23 protein-coding genes are annotated in these 22,762 nt (G+C 64.2%); 11 read left to right on the plus strand and 12 right to left on the minus strand.

Annotation, left to right across the window (positions count from 1 at the left end; all coding sequences use genetic code 11):
* Nucleotides 1-46 precede the first annotated feature (46 nt).
* A complete protein-coding gene (locus tag QMA15_RS10390) occupies nt 47-490 on the minus strand; it encodes a DUF3592 domain-containing protein (RefSeq protein ID WP_020968960.1) in 444 nt (147 codons plus the stop codon).
* Nucleotides 487-2,100: a 2-succinyl-5-enolpyruvyl-6-hydroxy-3-cyclohexene-1-carboxylic-acid synthase gene (gene menD / locus QMA15_RS10395; protein WP_020906813.1), complete on the minus strand. Its 1,614-nt coding sequence runs from the start codon at nt 2,098-2,100 to the stop codon at nt 487-489. Before menD ends, QMA15_RS10390 begins: the two co-directional genes overlap by 4 nt.
* A gap of 68 nt (nt 2,101-2,168) precedes the next feature.
* Here menD and QMA15_RS10400 point away from each other — a divergent pair, with 68 nt between their 5' ends.
* Together QMA15_RS10400 and QMA15_RS10405 are read left to right on the plus strand one after the other, a co-directional pair.
* Nucleotides 2,169-2,771 carry a flavin reductase family protein gene (locus tag QMA15_RS10400; protein ID WP_021343457.1) on the plus strand — a complete coding sequence of 201 codons (603 nt, stop codon included), beginning with the start codon at nt 2,169-2,171 and terminating at the stop codon, nt 2,769-2,771.
* A gap of 58 nt (nt 2,772-2,829) precedes the next feature.
* Nucleotides 2,830-3,657, plus strand: coding sequence for a siderophore-interacting protein (locus tag QMA15_RS10405; RefSeq protein ID WP_069146236.1), 828 nt, complete (start codon nt 2,830-2,832; stop codon nt 3,655-3,657).
* 67 nt (nt 3,658-3,724) lie between these two features.
* Here the strand turns inward: QMA15_RS10405 and QMA15_RS10410 are convergent, their stop codons facing one another.
* Genes QMA15_RS10410 through QMA15_RS10420 form a run of 3 tightly spaced genes read right to left on the minus strand, consistent with a single transcriptional unit; the run spans nt 3,725 to nt 5,861 of the window.
* Complete coding sequence (locus QMA15_RS10410) at nt 3,725-4,171, minus strand: hypothetical protein (protein ID WP_003941973.1); 447 nt, start codon at nt 4,169-4,171, stop codon at nt 3,725-3,727.
* A 48-nt stretch (nt 4,172-4,219) separates the two neighbouring features.
* A complete protein-coding gene (locus QMA15_RS10415) occupies nt 4,220-5,215 on the minus strand; it encodes an o-succinylbenzoate synthase (RefSeq protein WP_279164386.1) in 996 nt (331 codons plus the stop codon).
* Between the two features lies 1 nt (nt 5,216).
* Nucleotides 5,217-5,861 (minus strand): PaaI family thioesterase, encoded by a 645-nt coding sequence (locus QMA15_RS10420; protein WP_024487302.1) that lies wholly within the window; start codon nt 5,859-5,861, stop codon nt 5,217-5,219.
* 83 nt (nt 5,862-5,944) lie between these two features.
* On the opposite strand from QMA15_RS10420, the gene QMA15_RS10425 reads away from it, so the two are divergent.
* Both QMA15_RS10425 and QMA15_RS10430 read left to right on the plus strand, forming a co-directional pair.
* Entirely contained in the window at nt 5,945-6,838 is an 894-nt protein-coding gene (locus QMA15_RS10425) for a 1,4-dihydroxy-2-naphthoyl-CoA synthase (RefSeq protein ID WP_024487301.1), read from the plus strand.
* Between the two features lie 28 nt (nt 6,839-6,866).
* Entirely contained in the window at nt 6,867-7,256 is a 390-nt protein-coding gene (locus QMA15_RS10430; RefSeq protein WP_003941917.1) for a VOC family protein, read from the plus strand.
* A gap of 80 nt (nt 7,257-7,336) precedes the next feature.
* Here the strand turns inward: QMA15_RS10430 and QMA15_RS10435 are convergent, their stop codons facing one another.
* The 5 genes from QMA15_RS10435 to QMA15_RS10455 are packed head-to-tail and all read right to left on the minus strand — an operon-like array spanning nt 7,337 to nt 12,933.
* Nucleotides 7,337-7,696, minus strand: a complete 360-nt coding sequence (locus tag QMA15_RS10435; protein ID WP_003942018.1) for a hypothetical protein — start codon at nt 7,694-7,696, stop codon at nt 7,337-7,339.
* A 2-nt stretch (nt 7,697-7,698) separates the two neighbouring features.
* Nucleotides 7,699-8,457 (minus strand): ABC transporter ATP-binding protein, encoded by a 759-nt coding sequence (locus tag QMA15_RS10440; protein WP_264614102.1) that lies wholly within the window; start codon nt 8,455-8,457, stop codon nt 7,699-7,701.
* Nucleotides 8,454-9,197, minus strand: a complete 744-nt coding sequence (locus tag QMA15_RS10445; RefSeq protein WP_020968954.1) for an ABC transporter ATP-binding protein — start codon at nt 9,195-9,197, stop codon at nt 8,454-8,456. Before QMA15_RS10445 ends, QMA15_RS10440 begins: the two co-directional genes overlap by 4 nt.
* Nucleotides 9,190-11,448 (minus strand): ABC transporter permease, encoded by a 2,259-nt coding sequence (locus QMA15_RS10450; protein WP_019744331.1) that lies wholly within the window; start codon nt 11,446-11,448, stop codon nt 9,190-9,192. Before QMA15_RS10450 ends, QMA15_RS10445 begins: the two co-directional genes overlap by 8 nt.
* Nucleotides 11,449-11,508: 60 nt before the next feature.
* Complete coding sequence (locus QMA15_RS10455) at nt 11,509-12,933, minus strand: ABC transporter substrate-binding protein (protein WP_020968953.1); 1,425 nt, start codon at nt 12,931-12,933, stop codon at nt 11,509-11,511.
* 284 nt (nt 12,934-13,217) lie between these two features.
* Between QMA15_RS10455 and QMA15_RS10460 the strand changes: the two genes are divergently transcribed.
* From QMA15_RS10460 to menE, 5 genes are read left to right on the plus strand one after another with little or no spacing between them, the layout of a single operon-like run.
* Entirely contained in the window at nt 13,218-14,417 is a 1,200-nt protein-coding gene (locus tag QMA15_RS10460; protein ID WP_099697448.1) for an inorganic phosphate transporter, read from the plus strand.
* A 15-nt stretch (nt 14,418-14,432) separates the two neighbouring features.
* Nucleotides 14,433-14,696 (plus strand): membrane protein, encoded by a 264-nt coding sequence (locus QMA15_RS10465; protein WP_019744334.1) that lies wholly within the window; start codon nt 14,433-14,435, stop codon nt 14,694-14,696.
* Nucleotides 14,697-14,750: 54 nt separating this feature from the next.
* Complete coding sequence (locus QMA15_RS10470; RefSeq protein WP_019744335.1) at nt 14,751-15,086, plus strand: DUF3349 domain-containing protein; 336 nt, start codon at nt 14,751-14,753, stop codon at nt 15,084-15,086.
* A 4-nt stretch (nt 15,087-15,090) separates the two neighbouring features.
* Nucleotides 15,091-15,393 (plus strand): DUF3349 domain-containing protein, encoded by a 303-nt coding sequence (locus QMA15_RS10475; protein WP_019744336.1) that lies wholly within the window; start codon nt 15,091-15,093, stop codon nt 15,391-15,393.
* Complete coding sequence (gene menE / locus QMA15_RS10480) at nt 15,390-16,529, plus strand: o-succinylbenzoate--CoA ligase (RefSeq protein ID WP_041814793.1); 1,140 nt, start codon at nt 15,390-15,392, stop codon at nt 16,527-16,529. Before QMA15_RS10475 ends, menE begins: the two co-directional genes overlap by 4 nt.
* Before the next feature lie 54 nt (nt 16,530-16,583).
* Here menE and QMA15_RS10485 read toward each other — a convergent pair whose 3' ends face one another.
* The gene (locus QMA15_RS10485) at nt 16,584-17,477 is read right to left on the minus strand and encodes a hypothetical protein (RefSeq protein ID WP_279164388.1); all 894 of its coding nucleotides are present in this window, start codon (nt 17,475-17,477) and stop codon (nt 16,584-16,586) included.
* A gap of 154 nt (nt 17,478-17,631) precedes the next feature.
* On the opposite strand from QMA15_RS10485, the gene QMA15_RS10490 reads away from it, so the two are divergent.
* On the plus strand, nt 17,632-18,639 hold the full coding sequence (locus QMA15_RS10490) for a daunorubicin resistance protein DrrA family ABC transporter ATP-binding protein (protein WP_003941960.1): 1,008 nt from the start codon (nt 17,632-17,634) through the stop codon (nt 18,637-18,639).
* Nucleotides 18,636-19,463, plus strand: coding sequence for an ABC transporter permease (locus QMA15_RS10495; RefSeq protein ID WP_003941848.1), 828 nt, complete (start codon nt 18,636-18,638; stop codon nt 19,461-19,463). Before QMA15_RS10490 ends, QMA15_RS10495 begins: the two co-directional genes overlap by 4 nt.
* A gap of 21 nt (nt 19,464-19,484) precedes the next feature.
* Here the strand turns inward: QMA15_RS10495 and QMA15_RS10500 are convergent, their stop codons facing one another.
* Nucleotides 19,485-22,733 carry a BTAD domain-containing putative transcriptional regulator gene (locus tag QMA15_RS10500; protein WP_279164389.1) on the minus strand — a complete coding sequence of 1,083 codons (3,249 nt, stop codon included), beginning with the start codon at nt 22,731-22,733 and terminating at the stop codon, nt 19,485-19,487.
* Between the last annotated feature and the right edge of the window lie 29 nt (nt 22,734-22,762).

Below are 22,762 nucleotides of genomic sequence, written 5' to 3' on the forward strand. Positions count from 1 at the left end.
GGAAAAGTCCACGTCATGTTCGTGTGAAGTTCCGGCGAAGCGCGAACTAACTCGAGGCGACCGGCGCCGATCCCGGAGCTCCCGCTTCCCGCTTGCGCAGGTACCAGATCGACGGTCCAGCCAGGAGCCACGTCACGACGATCACCGATCCTGCCGGGATCAGCGCCACCGTCGCGTTGCGTCCCGCTACCCGGACCAAATCAGGGTCGGCTTTGGAGTACTCCACCTCGATGCGTTGTCCCACAGTCAGATTGGTGGGGTAGAGCACGCCGAGTTCAGGGTTGTGATTCGCGCCGTCTGGTGTCACGAAGCTGATCGCCGAACGTAGCGAGCCTGCCGAGAGCACCTCGGCAGTTGCGGTCCCCATGTTCGATTCGATGGTCCGATCGTTGCGCCAGGCACCGAGAACCAGGATCACCGCGAGCACCGAAATGCCGACCGCAACCACGAGTACGCCGATGCGGAAGCGCCGCAGAACCGTTTGCGTCACAGCTGTGCCCGCACGGAAGCGTGGAGTTCGCGCAGTCCACTGCGATCTGTTGCGACTTCGAGCACACGAATGCCGTTTGCGGGTTGCGCCAGCGTCGTTGCCAGGGCGTCGACGGTGACGGCTGCGTGCGGCACGCGGTAGGCCGCGCACAGCGCAGCGAGGTCCATGCCGTGCGGTGTTCCGAACACTCGCTCGAAGACACCGGCGTACTGCGGGTCGCCTTGTTCGAGGAGTTCGAAGATGCCGCCGCCGTCGTCGTTGGCCACGACGATGGTGAGGTCGCTCGGCCTCGGCTCACCGGTCCCGATCAGCAGCCCGGACGCGTCGTGCAGGAAGGTCAGGTCGCCCATGAGCGCGACGGTCCGGCCGCCCTCGTATGCCAGTGCGGCACCGACCGCCGCCGAGACGGTGCCGTCGATACCTGCGACCCCGCGATTGGACAGCACCCGCACGGCGGGCTTGGGATAGCTCACGAGGGCCGCGTCGCGAACGGGGTTGGACGCGCCGAGCAGAAGCTGGTCGCCGTCCGCGAGTGCATCCATCACGGCAGCTGCCACGTGCAGACCAGTGGCTTTGGGGTGGGCGTCGAGTTGCTTGCGGACGGCAGTTTCGGCGTGTTCGGTCAGCGCGGCGCATCGAGCAATCCAGGCGGGATCGGGCGTCCCGGTGACCACTGCCCTGGTTCCCGTGGCGAGCACGTTGCCGGATACGTCGGGCCAGCGCGGCCCGGTGGTCAGCGCGTAGACGTCGACGCTCGGATCGGCCAAAACCTTCGAGACCTGACGATGCAACGTCGGGCGGCCGGTGATGATCGCCTGCTTGGGCTTGAGTTGCGAGAGCGCGAGTGGATGCAGTGCGATCCCGTGCATCGGAGCCGTCGGCTCGGCCACCGTCGGCAGGCCGGCCAGCTCAGGCCGAAGTGCGCTGCCGTGTCCGGAAATGACCACCGTATCTGCGGTGAGGTCCAGATCGACCGGAACATCGAGCGTCGCGTTCTGCGTGGTGGTCCAGGCTGCACCGCCGGGACGGCCCTCCGGAACCGGGCCATGGACGTGCACGTCCGGCACCAGCGGCTCACGGAGCGGGATGTCGAAATGCACCGGACCCGCGTTTCCGGATCTGGTTCCGCGGGCAGCGGCGAGGACCCGGCAGACCGCCGAGCGCCACTGGCTGTTCTGCGTCGAATCGTCCTCGGCCAATCCCAGGCTGATGGTTGCGCGAACTTGACTGCCGAAGAGCCCGAGCTGCTCGACGGTCTGGTTGGCGCCGGTGCCGAGCATCTCGTACGGCCGGTTGGCGCTCAGGACCACCAGCGGCACTCGCGCGTAGTTCGCCTCGAGGACAGCCGGTCCGAGGTTTGCGACGGCGGTCCCGGAGGTCATCACGATGGGGACCGGTCGTTTCCCGGCGATTGCCAGTCCGAGTGCCAGAAAGCCTGCTGTCCGCTCGTCGATCCGCATGTGCAGACGCAACCGGCCGTCGAGATCGGCGGCCTGGAGGGCAAATGCGAGGGGCGCGTTGCGAGAGCCTGGACACAGCACGACTTCACGCACGCCACCACGAACCAGTTCGTCGACGACGGCTGTGGCTTGTGCAGTGGACGGATTCACGCCTTCAAGAGTGTCAGATGTTCGGGTGCAAGCATGCCCAGGGGCGGGGACAGCGGCATTATGTGTGGGTGCGCACACTCTTCGATCCAGCCGAGCTCGAACCCCGCCGGTTCTATCAGTTACTCACCGCTTCGGTGGTCCCCCGGCCGATTGCCTGGGTGTCCACCCTGTCGGCGGACGGCGTCGGCAATCTGGCTCCGTACAGCTTTTTCACCGTGGCAAGTTCGGCGCCGCCGATCGTGCAGTTCACGTCGGTCGGACGCAAGGACAGTCTGCGCAACATCGAAGCGACCGGCGAATTCGTGATCAACCTGGCGACCGCCACGCTCGCAGACGTGGTGAACAAGAGTTCGGCCTTCTACGACGCCGAGGCCGACGAATTTCTCGAGTTGAACATCCGTAGCGAGCCGAGCGAGCGGGTTCGCCCTGTCCGGGTCGCCGACTCCCCGATCGCCATCGAATGCACGCTTCACCAGGTCATCGAGGTCGGTAATTCATTTGTCGTGATGGGAAATGTGGTCGCGGTCGCAGTACGTCCCGAGGCTGTCGCCGACGACGGGTTACCGGACTTCGCGGCAATCGCACCGATGAGCCGACTTGGCCGAGCGCAGTGGGGTCTTCCTCCCGAAGTCGTAGAAAAGGACAGACCCACCACTCCACACCGGCCGTAAATCAGGTTAGGGTTACCTGATTAGGTACGAGTAACAGCTAATCAGGGAGCAACCAGTCATGGCCAAGCGCGCCAAGTTCGTGAAACCGGCCTCACGCAGCATCGTGTCGGCGCAGGTCGTGGCGAACAAACGAATCAGCCCGAGCTTCATCCGGGTGACCATTGCCGGCGAAGAGCTGTCCACCATCGCACCGATGGGTGCCGATCAGTGGTTCCGCATGTTCATCCCGCAGGTCGGCCAGAGCGAACTCCGGTTGCCGAGCGCGGCAAGCAATCTCTGGTACGCGCAGTACCTGATGATGTCCAAGGACACGCGACCGGTCGTGCGCAACTACACGATTCGCGCCTACCGTGCTGCCGGATCCGGTCTCTTCGGTGAGACCACGGAGATCGACATCGACTTCGCCTATCACGGCGACATCGGCCCGGCATCCGCGTGGGCGGACACCGCGTCGACCGGCGACAATGTCGCACTCCTCGACGAAGGCTGCATCTACAACCCCACACCCGAGGCCAAGTGGCAACTGCTCGTCGGCGACGAGAGCGCACTTCCGGCGATCATCGGCATTCTGGAAACCGCGCCGGCAGACCTGCGTGCCGAGGTCTTCGTCGAGATTCCGAATATCGAAGACAAGCAAGACATTCCGGAGTTGGCGAACGTCAACGTGCATTGGCTCGTTCGCGAGGACGAACACGCAACGCCGGGTGTTCTGACCCTCGAGACCGTCCGCGCCGCCGAACTGCCCGAGGGGCCGTCCTACACGTTTGTCGCCGGCGAACAGGCACTCACCACCGGGCTGCGTCGGCATCTCGTGAACGACCGAAAGTTCGCCAAGACGGACATCACCTTCACCGGCTTCTGGCGCCACGGACATTCGGCTCACTGACAAACGAATGCAAAAAAAACGAGCGGCCCGGGAGAAACTCCCGGGCCGCTCGTTGTCTTACGTTCGCTTATGCAGCGTGCTTCTGGATCACATCGCCCAGACGCGGCAGAGCTGCAGTCACATGCTTCTTGGCCGAACCGCGCAGCTTCGAGTACATCGACTTGACGACGGCCTTGTCGCTACCTTCGATACGCTCGTCCGTCACCTCGAGGAGGGAATCGGCAACCGCGTCACCGCGGGCGCTGATGAAATCGGCGAAGCTGCCTTCACCGGAAGCCGAGAATTCCTGCCAGTACGGCTCGAGCTTTGCCACGAAAGCCGGCAGAAGCGCGGTGACGGCGTCCGGCACGATGGACGGGCTCACCTTCTTGACCGCGCCGTAGCCACCCTTGAGAGCCAGCCCTGAGGCCCCCGACTTATCCGAAACCTCTGCGTCGATCAAGGTCTGCACGTCCGCGACGACCGCGGGAACCCGTGATTCCTCGAGCAGGGTTTCGTTCAGAGCTGCAACCACTTTCGATCCCTTCATTCTTCACTGATGTTCATCAGGTCGCGCCCGAGACTATACGAAATTCGGCAGGTCTCTACTGCCGAGTATCCGATGGCAGCGCCTGGCCCTCTCCAACCACCAGTCGCGCCGGTCCGCGGGCGCGGCCAGCGTCTCGAGCAGAACCGGATCAGGCTCGACGGCACCAACGGACAAAGCGCCGTCGACGGCTGCTCCGGTGACCGCGACATCCCGGACGAACAGGCCGCCCGTGCCGAGGCCGCAGGCAAACGGAAGCGTGGGCAAGGCTGCCGCAGCCGCCAGTCCCGCGGACATCCCCACAGCCGTGTCCAGCGCACTCGAGACCACCACCGGCACCCCGTAGTCCGCCAGCTGCGCCGACAGCGCCACCACAGCACGCATTCCGCCCAGCGGCGGCACCTTCACGACGGCTACGTCCGCTCCCCCGGCTCGTACGACGCGCAACGGGTCCTCGGCACGGCGAATGCTCTCGTCTGCAGCGATCCGCACACCGGTCCCCGCGGCGCGGACGCTGACCAGTTCCTCGACGCTTGCACACGGCTGCTCCGCATATTCGAGTTCACCGTCTTCGGTGATCGCTCGCAAAGCCGTGATCGCCTCGTCCACACTCCACCCGCCGTTGGCGTCGACGCGCACGTTCGGGATGTGCCGACGCACCTCGTTCACCCGGGCGACGTCCTGCGCCAACGACTGCCCCTTCTCGGCGACCTTGACCTTGGCGGTCCGGGCCCCGGGGAAGCGCTCCAACAATTGCGGAACGGTAGAGGCGTCGATCGCCGGCACGGTGGCGTTGACGGGAACGGCGTGACGAAGCGCAGGCGGCGGACCCAGCCACGCCGCCTCGATCCCGGCGAGCAGCCACTGCGACGCCTCGTCGTCGTCGTACTCGACGAAGGGTGCGAATTCTCCCCACCCGGCCGGGCCACGAACGAGCAGAGCCTCACGAGTCGTGATGCCGCGAAAGCGAACTCGCATCGGCAGCGCGAGCACCACGGCGTCCGAGATCAGATCGTCGAACGAGGGGAACATGTCAGGGCTGTCCTGGAAGCAGTTCGATCATGAGCGCCTCACCGTCGGCGAGGAGCTTGCCGTCGAGGTCGGTCAGGCGTGCGCTGACAAAGGTCTTGCGACCCTCGACCCGATCCACCTTCCCTTCGATCACCAGTTGCGTGTTGAGCGGAGTGATCGCACGGTAGTTGATGTGGAGGTAGCCGGTCCGGGAAATCGGACGGCCACCCGCGTGGACCGTCATCCCGAAGACGTCGTCGAACAGCAAGGGCAGGACACCGCCGTGAGCGGCACCGTTGCCGCCCAGGTGGTAGCGGCGGAAGACGCCGGTACTGCGGACTCCTTCGGTGTCGAACTTCTCGACCATCCACGGGAGCATGAGGAGGCTGCCGCGTCCGGGCAGTTGGATGTTCGAGCCCGCGGGCGACTTGCCCTCCGGCACCTCGTACGGAGTCAACCGATCGGCAAGCTCCTCGGCCTGCGTAGCGATGTCTGCGAGTACGTCGTCGGGAACATTGGTCGAGACGGCAAGGTCCTGCAACCTGCGCATCGCTTCGACGAAGCGGCCGAAGTCCGGACCTGCGGGAGTGTGCCGGAACCGTGGAAATCCGCCCCGCTTCTCACCGTCTGTGACGATCTCCGTGCCGTCTGCGGTTTGTTCGCTCATGACCTGCACGTTAGCGCGCCCGGGAACGTGTTCTACCTCAGGCATCCGTTAGACACGCGAGGCGTGCCTCTATCGTGACTGAGGTGACCTTCAACCCGCAGCTCTGGCGCCCTGTTCCCGGATTCGAGAACCTCACCGACATCACGTACCACCGGCACGTCAGTCAAGGCACCGTTCGCGTCGCCTTCGACCGACCGGAAGTACGTAATGCGTTCCGCCCGCACACCGTCGACGAGTTGTACCGCGCGCTCGATCACGCCCGTATGACCTCCGACGTGGGAGCGGTCCTGCTCACCGGCAACGGACCGAGCGAGAAGGACGGCGGCTGGGCGTTCTGCTCGGGCGGAGACCAGCGCATCCGTGGCCGCAGCGGCTACCAGTACGCCGAAGGTGAAACGGCGGACACCGTCGACAAAGCACGCGCCGGACGCCTTCACATCCTCGAGGTCCAGCGCCTGATCCGCTTCATGCCTAAGGTCGTGATCTGCCTGGTCAACGGTTGGGCTGCGGGCGGCGGTCACAGCCTGCACGTGGTGTGCGACCTGACGCTCGCCAGCCGCGAGCACGCACGGTTCAAGCAGACCGACGCCGACGTCGGAAGCTTCGACGGCGGCTACGGCAGCGCCTATCTGGCAAAGATGGTGGGCCAGAAGTTCGCTCGCGAGATCTTCTTCCTGGGTGAGACGTACACCGCCGAGGAAATGCATCAGATGGGCGCGGTCAACAAGGTTGTCGACCACGCGGAACTCGAAAACGTCGCGATCGACTGGGCAGGCAAGATCAACGGCAAGTCGCCGCAGGCACAGCGGATGCTCAAGTACGCGTTCAACCTGCAGGACGACGGGTTGGTCGGCCAGCAGCTGTTCGCCGGTGAGGCAACACGTTTGGCGTACATGACCGACGAGGCCGTCGAGGGTCGTGACTCGTTCCTCGAAAAGCGTGATCCCGACTGGTCACCATATCCCTGGTATTTCTGACACAGTAGGTGCGAGAGGGAGGTCGGACGTGGAGATTCTGAGTAGCCGTACGATATTGCGCCCGAGCGAGTACGAACGAACGCTGAGCTTCTACCGAGACACCCTCGGTCTGGCGATCGCTCGTGAATATCCCGGCGGCACAGTCTTCTTCGCCGGCCAAGGGCTGATCGAAGTCGCTGCGCACGGCGGCACCGGCGAGGGTGGCTTTCGCGGCGCGATCTGGCTGCAGGTCCGTGACCTCACTGCCGTTCAGACCGAACTGGTTCTCGCCGGGGTGAAGATCGCGCGCGAGGCAAGACAGGAACCGTGGGGTCTACACGAGATGTGGATCGCCGACCCGGACGGGACACCGATCGTGATGGTGCAGATCCCGGAGGACCATCCCATCCGACGCGATTCCCGGCCACCGTCCGCGTAGTCGAGACACCACTGTAGCCGAGCAATGACAGATGCCCGCCACAACTTTCGTGGCGGGCATCTGTCGGTTCTTCGCAGAGATCAGTTGCGCGTGCTCAGCGCCTGAGAGATCTGATCTGTCTGGGCCTGACCCTCGAGCAGTTGGCGAACCAACCACAGCCGCAGTACCTTTGCCACCGATGCGGCCAGGAAGAGTGCGGCACCGACCACTGTCAGGGCGAGGAAAACCACGGTGAGGATCTGGTACGACACCAGATCCCGCAGGTCCGAGAGCGTCAGCGAAGAGATGTAGACGACGAAGGCGCCGACCACACCGACGACCATGAGCACCAGGCCGGCGATGCGCGTCGCAGCGTCGCCGCCTGCCTGCTTCTTGTCCAGCTTCAACTCTGCGATGTTCTTCTTGAATTCCTCACGGCGATCTTCGGCGAGAGTAGTCATCGTCATCCTCCTAGATAACTGGTAGAAAGTTCGTTTTCGATGTCGAGGGGATCGCCGGTCTCCACGACGCGTCCCTGCAACATGAGTGCGGCCGAGGTCGCGATGGGCAGCACCGCTCGTGCGAACTGCTCGGCGACGAGAATGGAAATGCCTTCGGCTGCAAGCGAGCCGACGACGTCGTACATCTGCGAGACGATTCGCGGTGCGAGACCCATCGACAGCTCGTCGAGCAGGAGCACCGTCGGGTGAGTGCCGAGCGCCCGTGACAGCGCCAGCATCTGCTGCTCGCCGCCGGACATCGATCCGGCCAACTGCCCGCGCCGCTCCCCCAGGATCGGGAACCTGCTGTACGCAACCTCTTCGAGTTCGGCCAACCCGACGCCCGTTCCCGTGGCGATCCACAGATTTTCGCGCACGGTCAGGTTTGCGAAGATCCCGCGTCCCTCGGGGATGGAGCAGACGCCCAGCCTCGCCAACTCCGAAGGCTCGACGCCGTTCACGACCTGGCCCGCGAGCCGGAACTCGCCGCGGGTGACCGGCAGGACGCCTGAGCAGATCTTGAGCGTCGACGTCTTGCCACCACCGTTGGGTCCGAGCAGCGCCACCACTGCGCCCGGTTCGAGTACCAGATCCACCCCGTGCAGAACCTCGATGGATCCGTAACCGGCACGGACACCGGACAGTTCGAGCAACGGTTCGGCGCGGTCGGGGCTGCGTATGCCCTCGTCGATTTTCGCCTCGCCAATTTTCGCTGAAGTCATACCGCCTCCTCCTCGGTCCCGATGTAGGCCGCGATCACTTCCGGATCCGTCCGGATCTTCTCCGGATCACCCGATGCGAGGACTGCGCCGTAGTCGAGCACGTGAATGGTCGAGCACACCTTCATCACCAGCGGAATGTCGTGCTCCACCAGACAGATTCCGAGTCCACCCGCCGCCAGCTCGGTGAGCATCTCGGCAAAGACCTCGGTTTCCTGCTCGGTCTGGCCCGAGGCCGGTTCGTCGAGCAGCAGCACTCGCGGGTCGGTCATGAGCGCCCGTGCAACTTCGACGACGCGGGCGCGTCCGGTGGGGATGTCCGCGACGTCCTTGTCCGCGACATCCGTCAGCCCGGTCAGCTCCAGCAGACGATCCGTCTCGCTGTCCACGTCGATCTTGTTGCGGCCGTTCGCCTTGTGGATGTCTCCCGCGACACGCAGGTTGTCACGCACCGACAGCGAGACGAACAGTTCGAGCCGCTGGAAGGTACGCGCAAGCCCGCGACCTGCCCGCTTGTGCGGCGGCAGCTTCGTCACGTCGACGCCGCCGAGGAACACCTGACCGGACGTGGGTTTCTGCAGCCCGGTGATGGTGTTGAAGAGCGTCGTCTTGCCCGCACCATTCGGTCCGATCAGTCCCGTCACGGTTCCGGGTTGCACGGTGAGCGAAACGTCCTTGACCGCGACGTGCCCACCGAAACGAACGCTCACACCGCGTGTTTCGAGAAGAGGTGCATCAGACATGGGCGGTCAACTCCTTCGGCGAGCCGCCCTGGTACTGAGGAATCCCCAGTTCGCGGTCGATCTCGTCACGGATCTCGGGGCTGTACGGGACGTCGATCCCGACGTCTTCGGGAACGACTGTCGCCTTGGCTGCCAATTCTTCCGGAGTGAGAACCGCACGGGGCATGACCATCTCGCCGATCACGGGCAGCATGAACACCACCGCGATCGTGATGGATGCGAACCACCAGTTGCCGAGTACGCCGGTCAGAGCAAGGACGTAGGTCAGCAGAACGACTGCGGCGCCGCCGATCAGAACCGGCCTGGCATCGGTGAGCCGACGGTAGCCCTCGATCACGCTGTGCACGGTGCCACTGGGGTTCGCGCCGACACCGATGCCGATCAGGGCCGGGCTGACGGCCGCGATGTTGCCCAGCAGCAGCCACATTCCCTCCAGCTCCGGTTGCGCCGAAGCCAGATTGGTGAACGAGACCATGATGACGGCAAAGCCGATTCCGGCCATGAGTCCACCGAACAGCGCGCCGGTGACGTATCCGATGCCCGCGACGACGGTCAGCATGAGCAGCGAGAGGCTGACCATGATGGCAAAGCTCTCGCCCGAGACGGAACCCATCGCGCTCGACATCAGAATGCCGCCGAGACCGGCGATCCCTGAAGAGATCATGAAGACGCTCAGCTTGAGCCGAACCAGGCTCTGGCCGAGCATGGCCGAACCGGCCGGGCTGTCCTTCATCGCAGCGAGACGGCGCCCGTAGCCGCTGTTACGCAACGCGATGACGCCGACGCCGAGTACCGAGAACAGCGCGGTCACGGTCATCAGGAACACCGTTTCGTTGCTCAGATCGAGCGGGCCGATCTTCAGCGGCGGGAGGGCGATGTTGCCGTCTTTGAACAGCGAATACTTCATGCCGAACATCTCGTGTTCGGTGGTGTCGCGAAGGACCATGTTGGAGAGGAACACTCCGAATGCCATGGTCGCAAGCGCGAGATACAGCCCTCTGAGCCGCAGCGCCGGCAGGGCGACGAGGCCACCGATCACTGCGGTGACGAGGACTCCGACGACGATGCCCCACAGGTTGAGGTGCGCAGCCAACCCGGAACCTGAGATCCCGAAGTGGAAGGCCACGATGGTCGCGATAGCGCCGAAAGATACCGGCGCCAAGTTCAATTCACCCGCGTAGCCGGTGAGGAGTGTGAGCGAGAGTGCGATGATCGCGAAAGTCATTCCGATGGTCAGTGTCGTGACCGCCGACGTCACCATCAGCAGACGGATCAGGTACACGATGACGATCAGTGCCACGCCCCAGACGACGGCCTTGCGCACGCTCGGAACGTGGTACCGCTCACGAGTACGAGTGACCGCGCCGCGCAGGCGGTCCTGAGGTAGGACGATGAGTACGACGAACAGCGCGATCATCGGTAGGGAGACACGGAAATTCGACGTCCAACTCCAACTGGTCGGAAAGTACGCCAATACGTACGTACCGGCAAGCCCGAGAACCACGGCGCCGACGAACGTGCGTGGGATGCTGCGCAACCGACCGAACATGGCCGCGGCAAACGCGTCGATCACCAAGAGCGTCAACATGTTCGCCTCGAGTGTGCCGCCACTGATCGGGGTGATCAGGATGCCGGCCAGGACTGCGAGCGTCGAACCCATCGCCCAGGACAGTGCCGCGAGACGCTCCGGATTGTGGCCGTTGAGGCGCAGTAGTTCCGGATCGTCGACGACACCGCGCATCGCAACACCGGCACGGGTGCGCGTGAAAAGAATACGCAGGCCGACGGCGATCGCGATCGCGACGAGGATGCAGATCAGCTCGTGGTAGCGGATGCTCGCGCCGAACACCGTGATCTTGGACTGGTCACCGAAGAACATCTGCATCGTTCGGGCGGTCTCGGGATGCCAGAACCAGTGCGAGATCGAGAGCATTCCGAGCAGGATCGATACCGTCACAACGATTTTGGTGACCTCGGCGGTATCGCGTAGCCCCTTCATGATCAGGACGTAGAGGCCGAGACCCATCAGCGGACCGACCAGGACCAACGAGATCAGCAAGGCGACAACCGTGGGAAGTTCCCAGCCGTAGCGCAACTGCCAGTAGATGAACGCACCGAGCATTGCCTGTGCACCGTGCGCGAAGTTGAAGATGCCTGACGTGTTGTACGTGAGCACCAGCCCGGAGGCAGCGATCGCGTACACCGACCCCAGGACCAGGCCCAGGATCGTGAAAGTGACAAAAGTGTTCATGGCTGAACCCTCGTTAGGGACTCGGGCGGCGGTTGGCGCTCGCCGCCCGAGTCGGAAGAATCAGGACTGCGGCTTGATGACGTTGGCGTTCTGGTACTTCGTCGAAACGCGGTCAGCGCCGAGCTCGGTTCCCCAGGTGCTCTTGTCGGTCGCGACGAGGTACTTGGGGTCGCACTTGAATTCGCCCGCGGTGGACGGGAAGGCCTGCGAGTAGGTACTGCCCTTCAGCGAGGTCATGAGTCCGCAGGTGGCCGGCATGTTCTTGCCGGGATCGGTGACGGCATGCAATCCGCCGCCGTCCCACTCGTGAATGTTCGAGAGTTCGTCGACCATGCACTGACGCGTCAGATCGCTGCCGCACTCGTCCGCGGCGGCCGCCCACAGCAGGAACGACGACGCCGCCTGCATACCGAGAAGCGCAGTCTTGCCACCCTGCTCGGAAACCAGATCCACGTACTTCTTCACTGCGGGCACCTTGTCCGCGTTCTCGAGCATCTGGAAGGTCATGCCCGCGTTGAGGTTGTCGAGCAGTCCGGTGTCCTTGTTCCAATCGGAGACGGTCGCGCCGTACCAGGTGGCTTCACCGAAGAAGATGGGATCGATCCCGACCTGATCGAGCGCCTTCACGAAGTTCAGCTCCGACGGGCTTGCCGATCGTGACGTCCAGATACCCTTCGCACCGCACTCCTTGTACTTCTCGGCAAACGGCACGTAGCTCGATTCGCCCTCGTAGTTGAGTGTGACGCCGCAATCCTTGAGCTTGAAGCCCGCAGCCTCGGCGATCGAACGAATCTTCGTGGTGGAGCTGATGATCGTGGGCATCGTGCTGTTGACGACGTCGAAGTCGTTCACCAGATCGGGATGCATCTCGGCCATCTGGAACCACTGCGAACCGTTCGCGTAGTCGACGGGGAACGGAACTCCCTGGAACGTCATGGGTCCGTTCGCGGCGTCCGGCGAGACGGTGAAGCCTGGCACGGACACCAGGTTGCACGCGACACGCGTCTGCTCCGCGGTCTGATCCATCGCGAAGCCGTAGCCGACCATCATGAACTGACTCGCGCACGCTTCCTGCATGACCGAGTTGGCCTGCGTCATCGCGGCGTCGTAGTCGGTACCGACAACCTTGCGGCCGTTGATACCGCCTTGATCGTTGCACCACGAGATGAGCGCGTTCACCGCATCGCTCATTTCCTTGTTCAACCCGGGAGACTTCACGTACCCGCGGTCGTCACCGAACCCGATCTTGATCTCGGTGTCGCTGACGCCTTGATCGGTTGCGCCGGTGGCATCGCCTTCTCCACACGGCGAATCGAGGGTGCCGAACTTCGCGTCGGATGTGCTCGACGCAAGATCGGCGCTGACGCCTGATCCGCCGACAGCGACGGCGTAGGGATCGTCACCACGATTCGATGCGCACGCTGATGCCAGAACGGCGGTCGCTGCGAGTGCCACGATCAGCTTCGTGGACTTGTTGGGCTTCACGGTCGGAGCTCTCCTTCTCACTGACAGACACCGAGATACAGAGGTGAAACCCCTGTTCCGGTGCGCTCGGTGCCCGTAGGTAATCAGCGTTTAAAACGGTCCGAATGTGCCTTCCCGGTGAGTGAGACCAAAAAGTGAGGTCCCACACAGGGTTCGGATTTCGTGGCGCTGAACACATCGCGAACGGCAGCGCCGCAGCCCACGCGCGGGGACGTACTCCACGGAGGCCCTGTTCGCATCCCGTTCGCTGTACTTTTACGCGTTCGATACGCACAATTCACGTTGTGACCGCAGAGCTCGTAATCCTCCTGGTGGTAGTTGTCACCGCCCTCGCGTTCGATTTCACGAATGGTTTTCACGACACGGGTAACGCAATGGCCACCTCCATCGCGACCGGTGCACTCAAGCCCAAAGTTGCGGTCACACTTTCCGCGATCCTGAACCTGGTCGGTGCGTTCCTGTCCGTCGAGGTCGCCGCGACGGTAGCCAAAGGTGTCGTCAACCTCGGCGCGGTCAGTGGGCAGGATCTGCTGCTGATCGTGTTCGCCGGTCTTGTCGGCGGAATCATCTGGAACCTGGCGACCTGGCTTCTCGGATTGCCGTCGAGCTCCTCGCACGCTCTGTTCGGCGGATTGATCGGCGCCGCGATCGCCTCCATCGGTATGGGCGGAGTCGAGTGGGGCGGAGTGCTGACCAAGGTCGTCGTCCCCGCAATCCTCGCGCCGGTCGTCGCTGCTCTGGTCGCGGGCGTCGGCACCAAGCTCGTGTACCGCATCACCGCATCCGTCAAGGAAGACGAGCGCGAGCGCGGTTTCCGTTTCGGCCAGATCGGCACCGCCTCCCTGATCTCACTTGCACACGGCACCAATGACGCCCAGAAGACGATGGGCGTCATCTTTTTGGCCCTGGTCGCTCACGGCACCATCACCGCCGAGACCGAGATGCCGTTCTGGGTGAAGTTCACCTGTGCCGTCGCGATCGCCCTCGGCACCTACCTCGGCGGTTGGCGCATCATCCGCACACTGGGCAAGGGCCTCGTCGAGATTGCCGCGCCGCAGGGTCTGGCAGCCGAAGCGTCGTCCGCCGCCATCATCCTCACGTCGAGCCACCTCGGACTCCCCCTCTCGACCACCCACGTCGCCACCGGATCGATCCTCGGTACCGGTATCGGCCGCAAGGGCGCCGAGGTCCGTTGGGGTGTCGCCGGCCGAATGGCCGCAGCCTGGCTGATCACATTGCCGTCGGCTGCCGTCGTCGGAGCTATCTGCTGGGCTCTTGCGCATCTGGTCGGCGGACTCGCCGGCGTGCTCGTCGTCTTCGCCGCGCTCATCGCTTTCGCGATCTTCATGTACATACGCTCGCGTAAGGAACCCGTGGACGCGGCGAACGTCACCGCCGAATGGGACGAGAATTCAGATGCGGCAATTGCCGAGATCCCGGCAGCCGAATCTACTCCGTCCACCGAAGCCACCCGCAACTCCTGAAAGGGGCGCAAGAGAATGCATCTACTCACCGATACCCTCGATTCGCTCTGGCAGGTAGTGGCAGTAGGACTGCTCTTCGGAGCGGGACTGCCGGCGATCTTCGCATTCGGCCTCAAGTCGCTGAGCCTGCCGAATCCCGACGGCACCGAAGGACCGACCACCCTGGGTAAAATGGGTGCGTACCTCTGTTTTGCGATCGTGCTCGTCACGATCTTCGCCGGAATTCTGTTGTTGATGAAGAACTTCTTGGCCAGCACGTTCGGAATCCACGTCTTCTGAGTGGTCGTCGCGGCACACCACTGAAACCACCGAAACGAAAATGAGGCCGAGGATTTGAGCAAGTATTCATTGCGCAGCGTGCTCGACTGGCTACGCGCCGGGTACCCCGAGGGCATCCCGGACAAGGATCATTTCGCCCTGCTCGCGGTTCTCCGTCGACGTCTGACCGACGAGGAGATCGAGCAGGTCGTTTCGATGTCCATCGAGTCCGCGCACGAGGTACCGGACCGCCACGTCGACTACGACACGATTCGCGCCATCATCGAGGGGATCCTCAACGAGGAGCCGTCCGAGGACGACGTCGATCGTGTCACCGAAAGACTGCGCGCAGGTGGGTGGCCGGTCATCGAAGACGTGGACGCCGACAACGAAGTTCGAGATGTGAGCTGACGTCATGGCTCTTCCGCCCTTCCTCACGTCGATAGTCGGCTGGTTGCGGGCCGGCTATCCCAATGGCGTCCCCGAACAGGACTACATCCCGCTCTTCGCACTCCTCACCCGCAGACTCTCCGAGGCCGAGGTCGACGCCGTCGCCGACGCGTTGATCGAGGACGGCGATCTGCCCATCGAGAAGACCGACATCCAGGTCCTCATCACGAAGATCACCAACGAGATGCCTCTCGAAACCGATGTCGACCGCGTGCGAAGCCATCTGGCTGACGGTGGTTGGCCCCTTGCCGGGCCGGACATCCGGTGAACGTTCTTCGCACACTCGCGGTTCCGCAGGGCGAGGCGGCTTTCGAGGTATTGCCTGCCGTCGCGCAGATCCTGGGCGGCGAGCACGACGCCGTACTCCCCGTCCCGGCTGCCGACGCACGCGAGACGGCCCGACTGAGCGACGCTCTGCACCCCGATCAGCCCATCGACGACGGCGTCTCGCTGGTAGTCGCCACGTCGGGAACCACGGGAACGCCGAAGGGCGCGATGCTCGGTGCTGATGCCCTGCGTGCCAGCGGCGACGCGACCCACGAACGCCTCGGCGGCACAGGATCCTGGTTGCTCGTTCTCCCTCCGCACCACATCGCCGGTATGCAGGTTCTGCTGCGCAGTGTTCTCGCCGGAACGCAACCGGTGATCGTCGACGTCAGTGCGGGTTTCGACCCGGCAGCGCTTCCGGGCGCCGTCGCCGCGATGAGCGGACCGCGCCGCTACACCTCCTTGGTGCCGACGCAGTTGGTCAAGGCGCTCGGTGATCGCGCCGCGGTCGAGGCGCTGGCGTCACTCGACGCGGTTCTGCTCGGCGGCGCTGCGACTCCCGCGCCGGTACTCGCGCAGGCCACCGAAGCGGGCATCACCGTCGTCCGCACCTACGGGATGAGTGAAACCTCCGGCGGTTGCGTCTACGACGGAATCCCGTTGTCCGGAGCGCAGATTCGTATCGACGACGGGCGAGTACTGCTGGGCGGACCGATGCTCGCGTCCGGGTACCGCGGGCTTCCCGACCACCCCGCTTTCGCCGAACCCGGTTGGTTCCGGACCGACGACGCCGGAGCGGTGGTCGACGGAGTCCTGCGCATCAGCGGCCGGTTGGACGAGGCAATCTCCACCGGCGGGCTGACCGTCGTACCGCAGGTGGTCGAGGCCGCGTTGGCCGATCACCCCGCCGTTCGCGAGTGCGCGGTGATCGGCGTCGAGGACCAGAGGCTGGGGCAGCGGGTGGTGGCCGTGGTCGTACCCGAGGGCGAAGCTCCCACGCTCGACGAACTACGCACACATGCTCAGCGGACACTCGACGTCACCGCGGCGCCGCGCGAGCTGTTCGTCGTGGACGCACTGCCGCTCCGGGGGCCGGGCAAGCTCGACCGCGCCGCCCTGGTGGCTCGGTTCAGCTAGCAGCCGCAGCCCGATTGTTCAGCCGCAGGCCTGATCAGCGCCGCGGCTGCACAATCAGCGCGCGGCTCCGCGGAGGCAAGCCCGCTCGAACCTTTCGCGGACGCGTTCGAAGTCGCGAAGATCCGCCCATACCCACCGGAACACCTCGAACCCCGCGTCCCGGATCGCGTCCTCCCGCAGTTTCTCGCGCTCTACCGCCCTACCCGGATTGTCGCCGCGGTACTTGACCATCCCGTCGAACTCGCCCACCACACCGTGCTCTTTCCAGAAGAAGTCGACCCTAGCGATGAACCGTCCGCTGTGACGGATCTCGTGCTGCAGGGTCGGCATCGGCCAACCGTCGTCGCGCATGCGTACCCGGCTGATGGACTCCCCCGGACTCTCGGCACCTGGTTCGATGAACGTCGCCGCCACTCGAGCGCGACTCATTCCCAGCCGTCCGCGCGCATGATCGAGCGAAGCGTCGACGTTCTCACGCCTCATCCCACGTCGCAGGGCGCAATCACCGATCACCACGGCGGTCTCGAACGGCGTCGTCCGTGCGAGGTCGACGAACGTTCGCGCAAGCGACGTGGTTGCGACGCCGTCGATCAGCACGACCTCCTCGGCCGGGACCACTGCCGGATGAAGATGCAAGGTTTGACTCTTCCGCCCACCCGAGCACCGGTTACGCGTCATGTGCACGGTGCCCAATCGCAATCCGCCGCAATCCAATCCGTGCATGACCGCTGCCGAAGCGTGGCTCACGATTGCGCCTGGTCCACAGCTTTCGGTGGCTACCATGACAGCGCAGCGGTGGCGTGCTCTCGCATCGAGTTCGCGGAAGTGATCGGCGCGCATGTAGATCCCCGCTGCGATTCGGTGCAGCTCGCCGCGCCTGACCGCTCGCTGCAACTGCGCGTCGCTGGTGCCGTCGCGGTGAGCCTGTGCCCGCGTGAGAATCTCCATGCAGCGAGCGTGATGCCGCCGCGCCCGCACACCGACAAGCAAGATCCGTCTGGGGATTGTTTGCCGGTTGTGGAGCACCGACCTCGCGCGCTGTGCAAGTAACCGCAAGTTCCACGCAAGGTCCATGCAAGATCGATCTGCCAAGCTTCATCCCATGAACCACACAGCTTCGCCTCTTGCCATCGAGGCCGACGGACTCGTCAAGAAGTTCGGCGAGCACCGCGCGGTCGACGGCGTCAGCCTCACCGTCCCCACCGGCTCGGTGTTCGGCGTCCTCGGGCCGAACGGCGCCGGCAAGACCACCACTGTCCGCATGCTCGCCACCCTCCTTCGCCCCGACGGCGGTGAGGCGCGCATCTTCGGTCACGACGTCAGCCGTGAACCCACCGCGGTCCGCTCCCTGATCGGCGTCACCGGGCAGTACGCCTCCGTCGACGAGGACCTGACCGCGACCGAGAACCTCGTGATCTTCTCCCGGTTGCTCGGCCTGAGCCGCCGCGATGCGCGCACCAAGTCCCTCGAACTCCTCGAGGAGTTCGACCTGGTCGAGGCCGCAACCAAGCCGCTGAAGAACTTCTCCGGCGGTATGCGTCGGCGCCTGGATCTGGCGGCCAGTCTGATCGCTCGCCCGCCGCTCCTGTTCCTCGACGAGCCCACCACCGGCCTCGATCCGCGCACCCGCGCCCAGATGTGGGTGACCATCCGGCGACTCGTCGCCGAGGGCTCGACGGTGTTGCTCACCACGCAGTACCTCGACGAGGCCGATCAGTTGGCCGATCGCATCGCAGTGATCGACCGAGGTCGCGTGATCGCGAACGGCACCGCCGACGAACTCAAGGCTTCGGTCGGGATCTCCTCCCTCCAGCTCAAGTTGGTCGACCGTGACCGAACCGAGGAAGCTCGCTCGCTCATCGCGGCTGCGCTGAGCGTCGAGGTGGGTGTCACCCCCGAAGTCGGGCGGATCACCGCACCACTGAGCGACCCGTCGATCACCGCAGACCTGTTGATCCGCCTGCGTGAGCAAGGAATTGCCGTCGACGAGATCAACGTACAGAAACCCAGCCTGGACGAAGTGTTCCTGACCATTACCGGGCACCAGCCCGAAGACGGTGGACGCAACGACGCCCAGTCCGACAACGACTCCGATCGGAGCGTCGCATGACAACCACCCTCACCAAACCCCGGTCGCCGATAGCCCAGCCGGATGCCGCACCCCGCCGCATCAGCCTGCAGCAGAGCTTCGCGAACACGTTCACGATGGCGTACCGCGGAATTCTCAAGATCAAGCACAACCCCGAGCAACTGTTCGACGTCGTCATCCAGCCGATCATCTTCACGTTGATGTTCACGTACATCTTCGGCGGCGCGATCGCCGGTGACGTGACGGCATATCTGCCGACGATCATCCCCGGCATCCTCGTCCAGACCGTCATCACCGGTTCCATCGTCACGGGCACTCAGCTTCGTGAGGACATGGACAAGGGCGTGTTCGACCGCTTCAAATCCCTTCCCATCGCTCGTATCGCCCCGCTGTCCGGCGCATTGCTCGCCGATGTCGTGCGCTACGGCATCGCAACGACCATCACGTTCATCGTCGGTTTCGCGATGGGATACCGCCCCGCAGGCGGCGTGGTCGGCATTCTGTCTGCCGCGATCCTGGTCATGGTGTGCGCGTTCTCCATCAGCTGGATCTTCGCCCTCATGGGCGTGCTGATGAACAAAGCGTCCACGGTGCAGGGTGTTTCGATGCTCGTGCTGTTCCCGCTGACGTTCCTGTCGAATGCGTTCGTCGATCCTGCCACCATGCCGAGTTGGCTTCAGAAGTTCGTGAACGTCAATCCGGTCTCACACTTGGTGACCGCGGTTCGCGAGCTGGCCAACGACGGTCACTTCGGTATCCACGTCGTGTGGTCGTTGGTCGGCGCCGCGGTGATCGTTGCCGTCATGGCGCCCCTGACCGTCCGGATGTACATGCGCAAGACATAAGTCCCGCAACATCGTCCAGCTCTAATCCAGCACCGGTCCGCGAAGCGCAGCCAACACTGCTTCGCGGACCGCTCTGCGTGAGTAGCCCGACACCTTCTCGGTTTCCACAGACCACCTGTCGACTCCCACCACACCGACAGCGAAGTCGGAGAGACGCGCATGGTGGAGCGAGACGAAGTCCTGTCTCCCCGGCATTTTCAACGACAGAGCCATCAGTTCGACCCCTCGATCGATGTTGCCCGTGACAAGATCGAACGACCCGATCGCCGACGCCAAGGAACCCGCGAGCGGCAGGTCCGCATAACCCTTGGGATCGAACTTGAGAGCACTCGAATCCTTCATCTGCAGAACACGACTTGCCACGAGTTCATGTCGGCCGTGAACGACGTGAGCACACACGGCCGCAGCACCGAGCAGAACGACGAAGGGATCACCGAAGATGTTCTCGATCGCAGAGCCCAACAACTCCAGTGCTTCTCGATACCTGGCCAACCCTTCGTCGATTCGGCCGTCGGCGAGATCCGCCTCGGCGATGCTCGCCATCAGCGCCGCGCGCCGTTGATCGGTTTCGATGGCACCGGTCCCACCCGAGTGCGCCAAGGCCGGGCGTGCCCGATCGAGAAGTGTTCGCCCGCCGGCGGTGTCACCGGATGCGATCATTGCTCCGGCTTGAAAGCAGATGAGCTGCATCGCCTCGTCACGTGCACCGAGGCGTTCCATCGACGCCGCCGCAATCGCGTAGAACTCGATGGCCTCGCCATATCGCGCGGATTGGCTGTGGACCGACCCGACATGCTGGGCCGCCATCGCAAGGCCCCACTCGTCACCGGCATTGGTCGCGTAGTCGAACAACGCTTCCCCGTCCAGCAATGCGCCCCGCAGATCCCCGATGTTCTCGCGCATATTCGAACGCGCGGACAGCGCAGCCATTCGGGTCTCGGGGTCGGAACTGCGAACGCCTTCCGCAACCAAACGCGCAAGTCTGTGGTTGGCGATCCCACTCGTGGTCAGCTTGATCAGAAATGCGAACAACGGACCGAGATCATCGCGATCACGCAACAGCTTTCGAAGACGAACCCGCGCGCGGGCATGGTTTCGATCGGTCTCCGCGAAAAACAGATGCATCGCCACCAGAATGAACGTCGCGCCCACCAATTCTGCATTTACATCGCGTAGATCGTTGTCCGCGGTCGCCCCGACGATCTTCGACGCCCAGTTCGAGACTTCCGAATTCGATCCTCGTACGGCCCACAGAATCGCGAGGACAGGAAAGACGTTGGCTACGGTCACCGCGTCGCCGCGCTCGACAGCCCAGCGAAGAACCGCGAGAAGGTTGTCGTGCTCGGCGTCGAGGTCGGCAATCAGGCGCAACTGATCCGTGCGTGCACGCACGACGGCGTCCTCTGCGATCGCGATTGCCCAGACATCCAGGCGCCGGATCACTTCCGGCCCCTCTCCGGACGCGGCGAGCTGCTCCTCGCCGTATTCGCGGACCGTCTCGAGCATGTAGTACCGAAGCTCACCCTGCCCGTCGCTGACGGAAAGAAGTGACTGATTGACCAGCGCTTCGACAGCGCCGGCCACATCGTTCAACTCTCCCCACCCGGCAACGGCCTGCGCCGAGGAAAGCGTGAAACCTGCCGGGAATCGGCACAATCGACGCAGCGCAATCTGATCCCCGCTGCCCAACAGATTCCAGCTCCAATCGATCACCGCGTGCAGCGTGCGATGCCGATCCGGAGACGTCGGATCATCGGAGCGCAACAACGCGAACCGATCTCGCAGTCTCGAACCGATTTCGTCGACGCTCATCGTGCGGACCCGGGCAGCCGCGAGCTCGATCGCCAACGGGAGTCCGTCGAGCGTCGTACACAGCTTGACGACCGCATCGACGTCCAGATGAACGGACGGCCGCACCGCACGTGCTCTCGCCGAGAAGAGTTCGACTGCCGAGCCGGTTCCGTCGTCGATCGCCAACGGCGGCAACGGGTACACCGCCTCGGCACTGATCATGAGCGGCGAACGACTGGTGGTCAGTACCGTCAGCTGACGACCGGCCGCGATCATCTCGGCCACGATCTCCGAACACGCGCCGATCACGTGCTCGCAATTGTCGAGGATGAGCAACATCGGACCGGCGGACAACGCCTCTTTGAGTCGCTCTCGCGCCGAATGCGTCCGGCCGACGGTCAATTTGCCTGGCGCCAGATCGGATTCGCTGATTCCGAGGGTGCCGCCGATGGCCGCGATGACATCTTCGCTGCTGCGCAACGACGCAAACTCCACGAGTACCACCGCGACGCCAGGCTGGTTCACGGATCCGCGTAGGCCCAATTCGTGTGCGAGACGGGTTTTTCCGGCGCCACCAGGTCCGAGAATGGTGACCACACGTGAGCGAGCCAGCAAGGATTCGATCTGGTCGATGTCGCTGTCGCGACCGAGCAAGGTGTTGGGGGCAGCGCGTAGACCGATCGCCCGCGCAGCTCGCGGTGTTGCCGCAGGTGCCCCGAGAAGTTCCGCGTTCAGAGCCACCAGTGCGGGTGACGGATCAGCGCCCAGGCGATTGGCGAGGTGATTGCGGAACTCCGCGAACACTTCGAGTGCCTCGTTGACTCGGCCGGCTCCGGCGAGCGCACGCATCAATGTTTCGGCCGCTGTGTCGTCGAACGGGCTCGACAGATGGCGTCCGCGCACCAGTGGAATGGCGGCCGCGTACTCCCCCAACGTGAGCAACGCGTCGATCTGCACGGACTCCAGTTCGTCGTACACGCGGCCCGCGTCGAGCGCCAGGCGATCTGCGACGTCGCCGACCACGTCGCTCCCGGGGGTACCGCGCCACAGGCGCAGCGCCGCGGTCGTGACGGCGAGTGCTTCGGACGCGTCGGCGCCGCCAGCGCGCAGACGACGGGCGGCGTCCGCTGCCCGGGCCAGGTCGACACGCTCCCGAGCGAGAGTGAGCCGGTATCCGGCCGCCGTGACTTCGAGCGCCCCGTCCGGAAGTGCAGATCGCAGGCGCGAGACCTGAGTGTGGAGGGCGTTCATCGGTGAGCGCGGCGGCTCCAGCCCCCAGACGTCGTCGATCAGGATCTGCGCGGTACGGGGCTCACCCGGATTGCGAGCCAGCGCAACCAGCAGAGTTCGAGCTCGCGGACCTGGCAACGGAACCAGACGTTCGCCCACTTTGGTCGAAATGGGTCCGAGCAAGGCAATGTCTGCCGGGTCTTCGCCCGACTGCGCGTACCTGGCGCGCTCACTCACGTCTCGAGTCATGTGCTGATCCACCGCGTTCGATCGTATTG

Source organism: Rhodococcus sp. APC 3903, from assembly GCF_030407755.1.
Taxonomy (GTDB): Bacteria; Actinomycetota; Actinomycetes; order Mycobacteriales; family Mycobacteriaceae; genus Rhodococcus_F; species Rhodococcus_F erythropolis.

Bases quoted from the DNA above. Each gene is read 5' to 3' on its own strand.
- QMA15_RS10405 (WP_069146236.1), top strand. From the start codon at position 2,830: ATGGCCAAGCGCGCCAAGTTCGTGAAACCGGCCTCACGCAGCATCGTG.
- QMA15_RS10415 (WP_279164386.1), bottom strand. From the start codon at position 5,215: ATGTTCCCCTCGTTCGACGATCTGATCTCGGACGCCGTGGTGCTCGCG.
- QMA15_RS10490 (WP_003941960.1), top strand. From the start codon at position 17,632: ATGAACCACACAGCTTCGCCTCTTGCCATCGAGGCCGACGGACTCGTC.
- QMA15_RS10450 (WP_019744331.1), bottom strand. From the start codon at position 11,448: ATGAACACTTTTGTCACTTTCACGATCCTGGGCCTGGTCCTGGGGTCG.
- QMA15_RS10495 (WP_003941848.1), top strand. From the start codon at position 18,636: ATGACAACCACCCTCACCAAACCCCGGTCGCCGATAGCCCAGCCGGAT.
- QMA15_RS10465 (WP_019744334.1), top strand. From the start codon at position 14,433: ATGCATCTACTCACCGATACCCTCGATTCGCTCTGGCAGGTAGTGGCA.
- QMA15_RS10500 (WP_279164389.1), bottom strand. From the start codon at position 22,733: ATGACTCGAGACGTGAGTGAGCGCGCCAGGTACGCGCAGTCGGGCGAA.
- QMA15_RS10420 (WP_024487302.1), bottom strand. From the start codon at position 5,861: ATGAGCGAACAAACCGCAGACGGCACGGAGATCGTCACAGACGGTGAG.
- QMA15_RS10440 (WP_264614102.1), bottom strand. From the start codon at position 8,457: ATGACTTCAGCGAAAATTGGCGAGGCGAAAATCGACGAGGGCATACGC.
- QMA15_RS10485 (WP_279164388.1), bottom strand. From the start codon at position 17,477: ATGGAGATTCTCACGCGGGCACAGGCTCACCGCGACGGCACCAGCGAC.
- QMA15_RS10435 (WP_003942018.1), bottom strand. From the start codon at position 7,696: ATGACTACTCTCGCCGAAGATCGCCGTGAGGAATTCAAGAAGAACATC.
- QMA15_RS10445 (WP_020968954.1), bottom strand. From the start codon at position 9,197: ATGTCTGATGCACCTCTTCTCGAAACACGCGGTGTGAGCGTTCGTTTC.
- QMA15_RS10475 (WP_019744336.1), top strand. From the start codon at position 15,091: ATGGCTCTTCCGCCCTTCCTCACGTCGATAGTCGGCTGGTTGCGGGCC.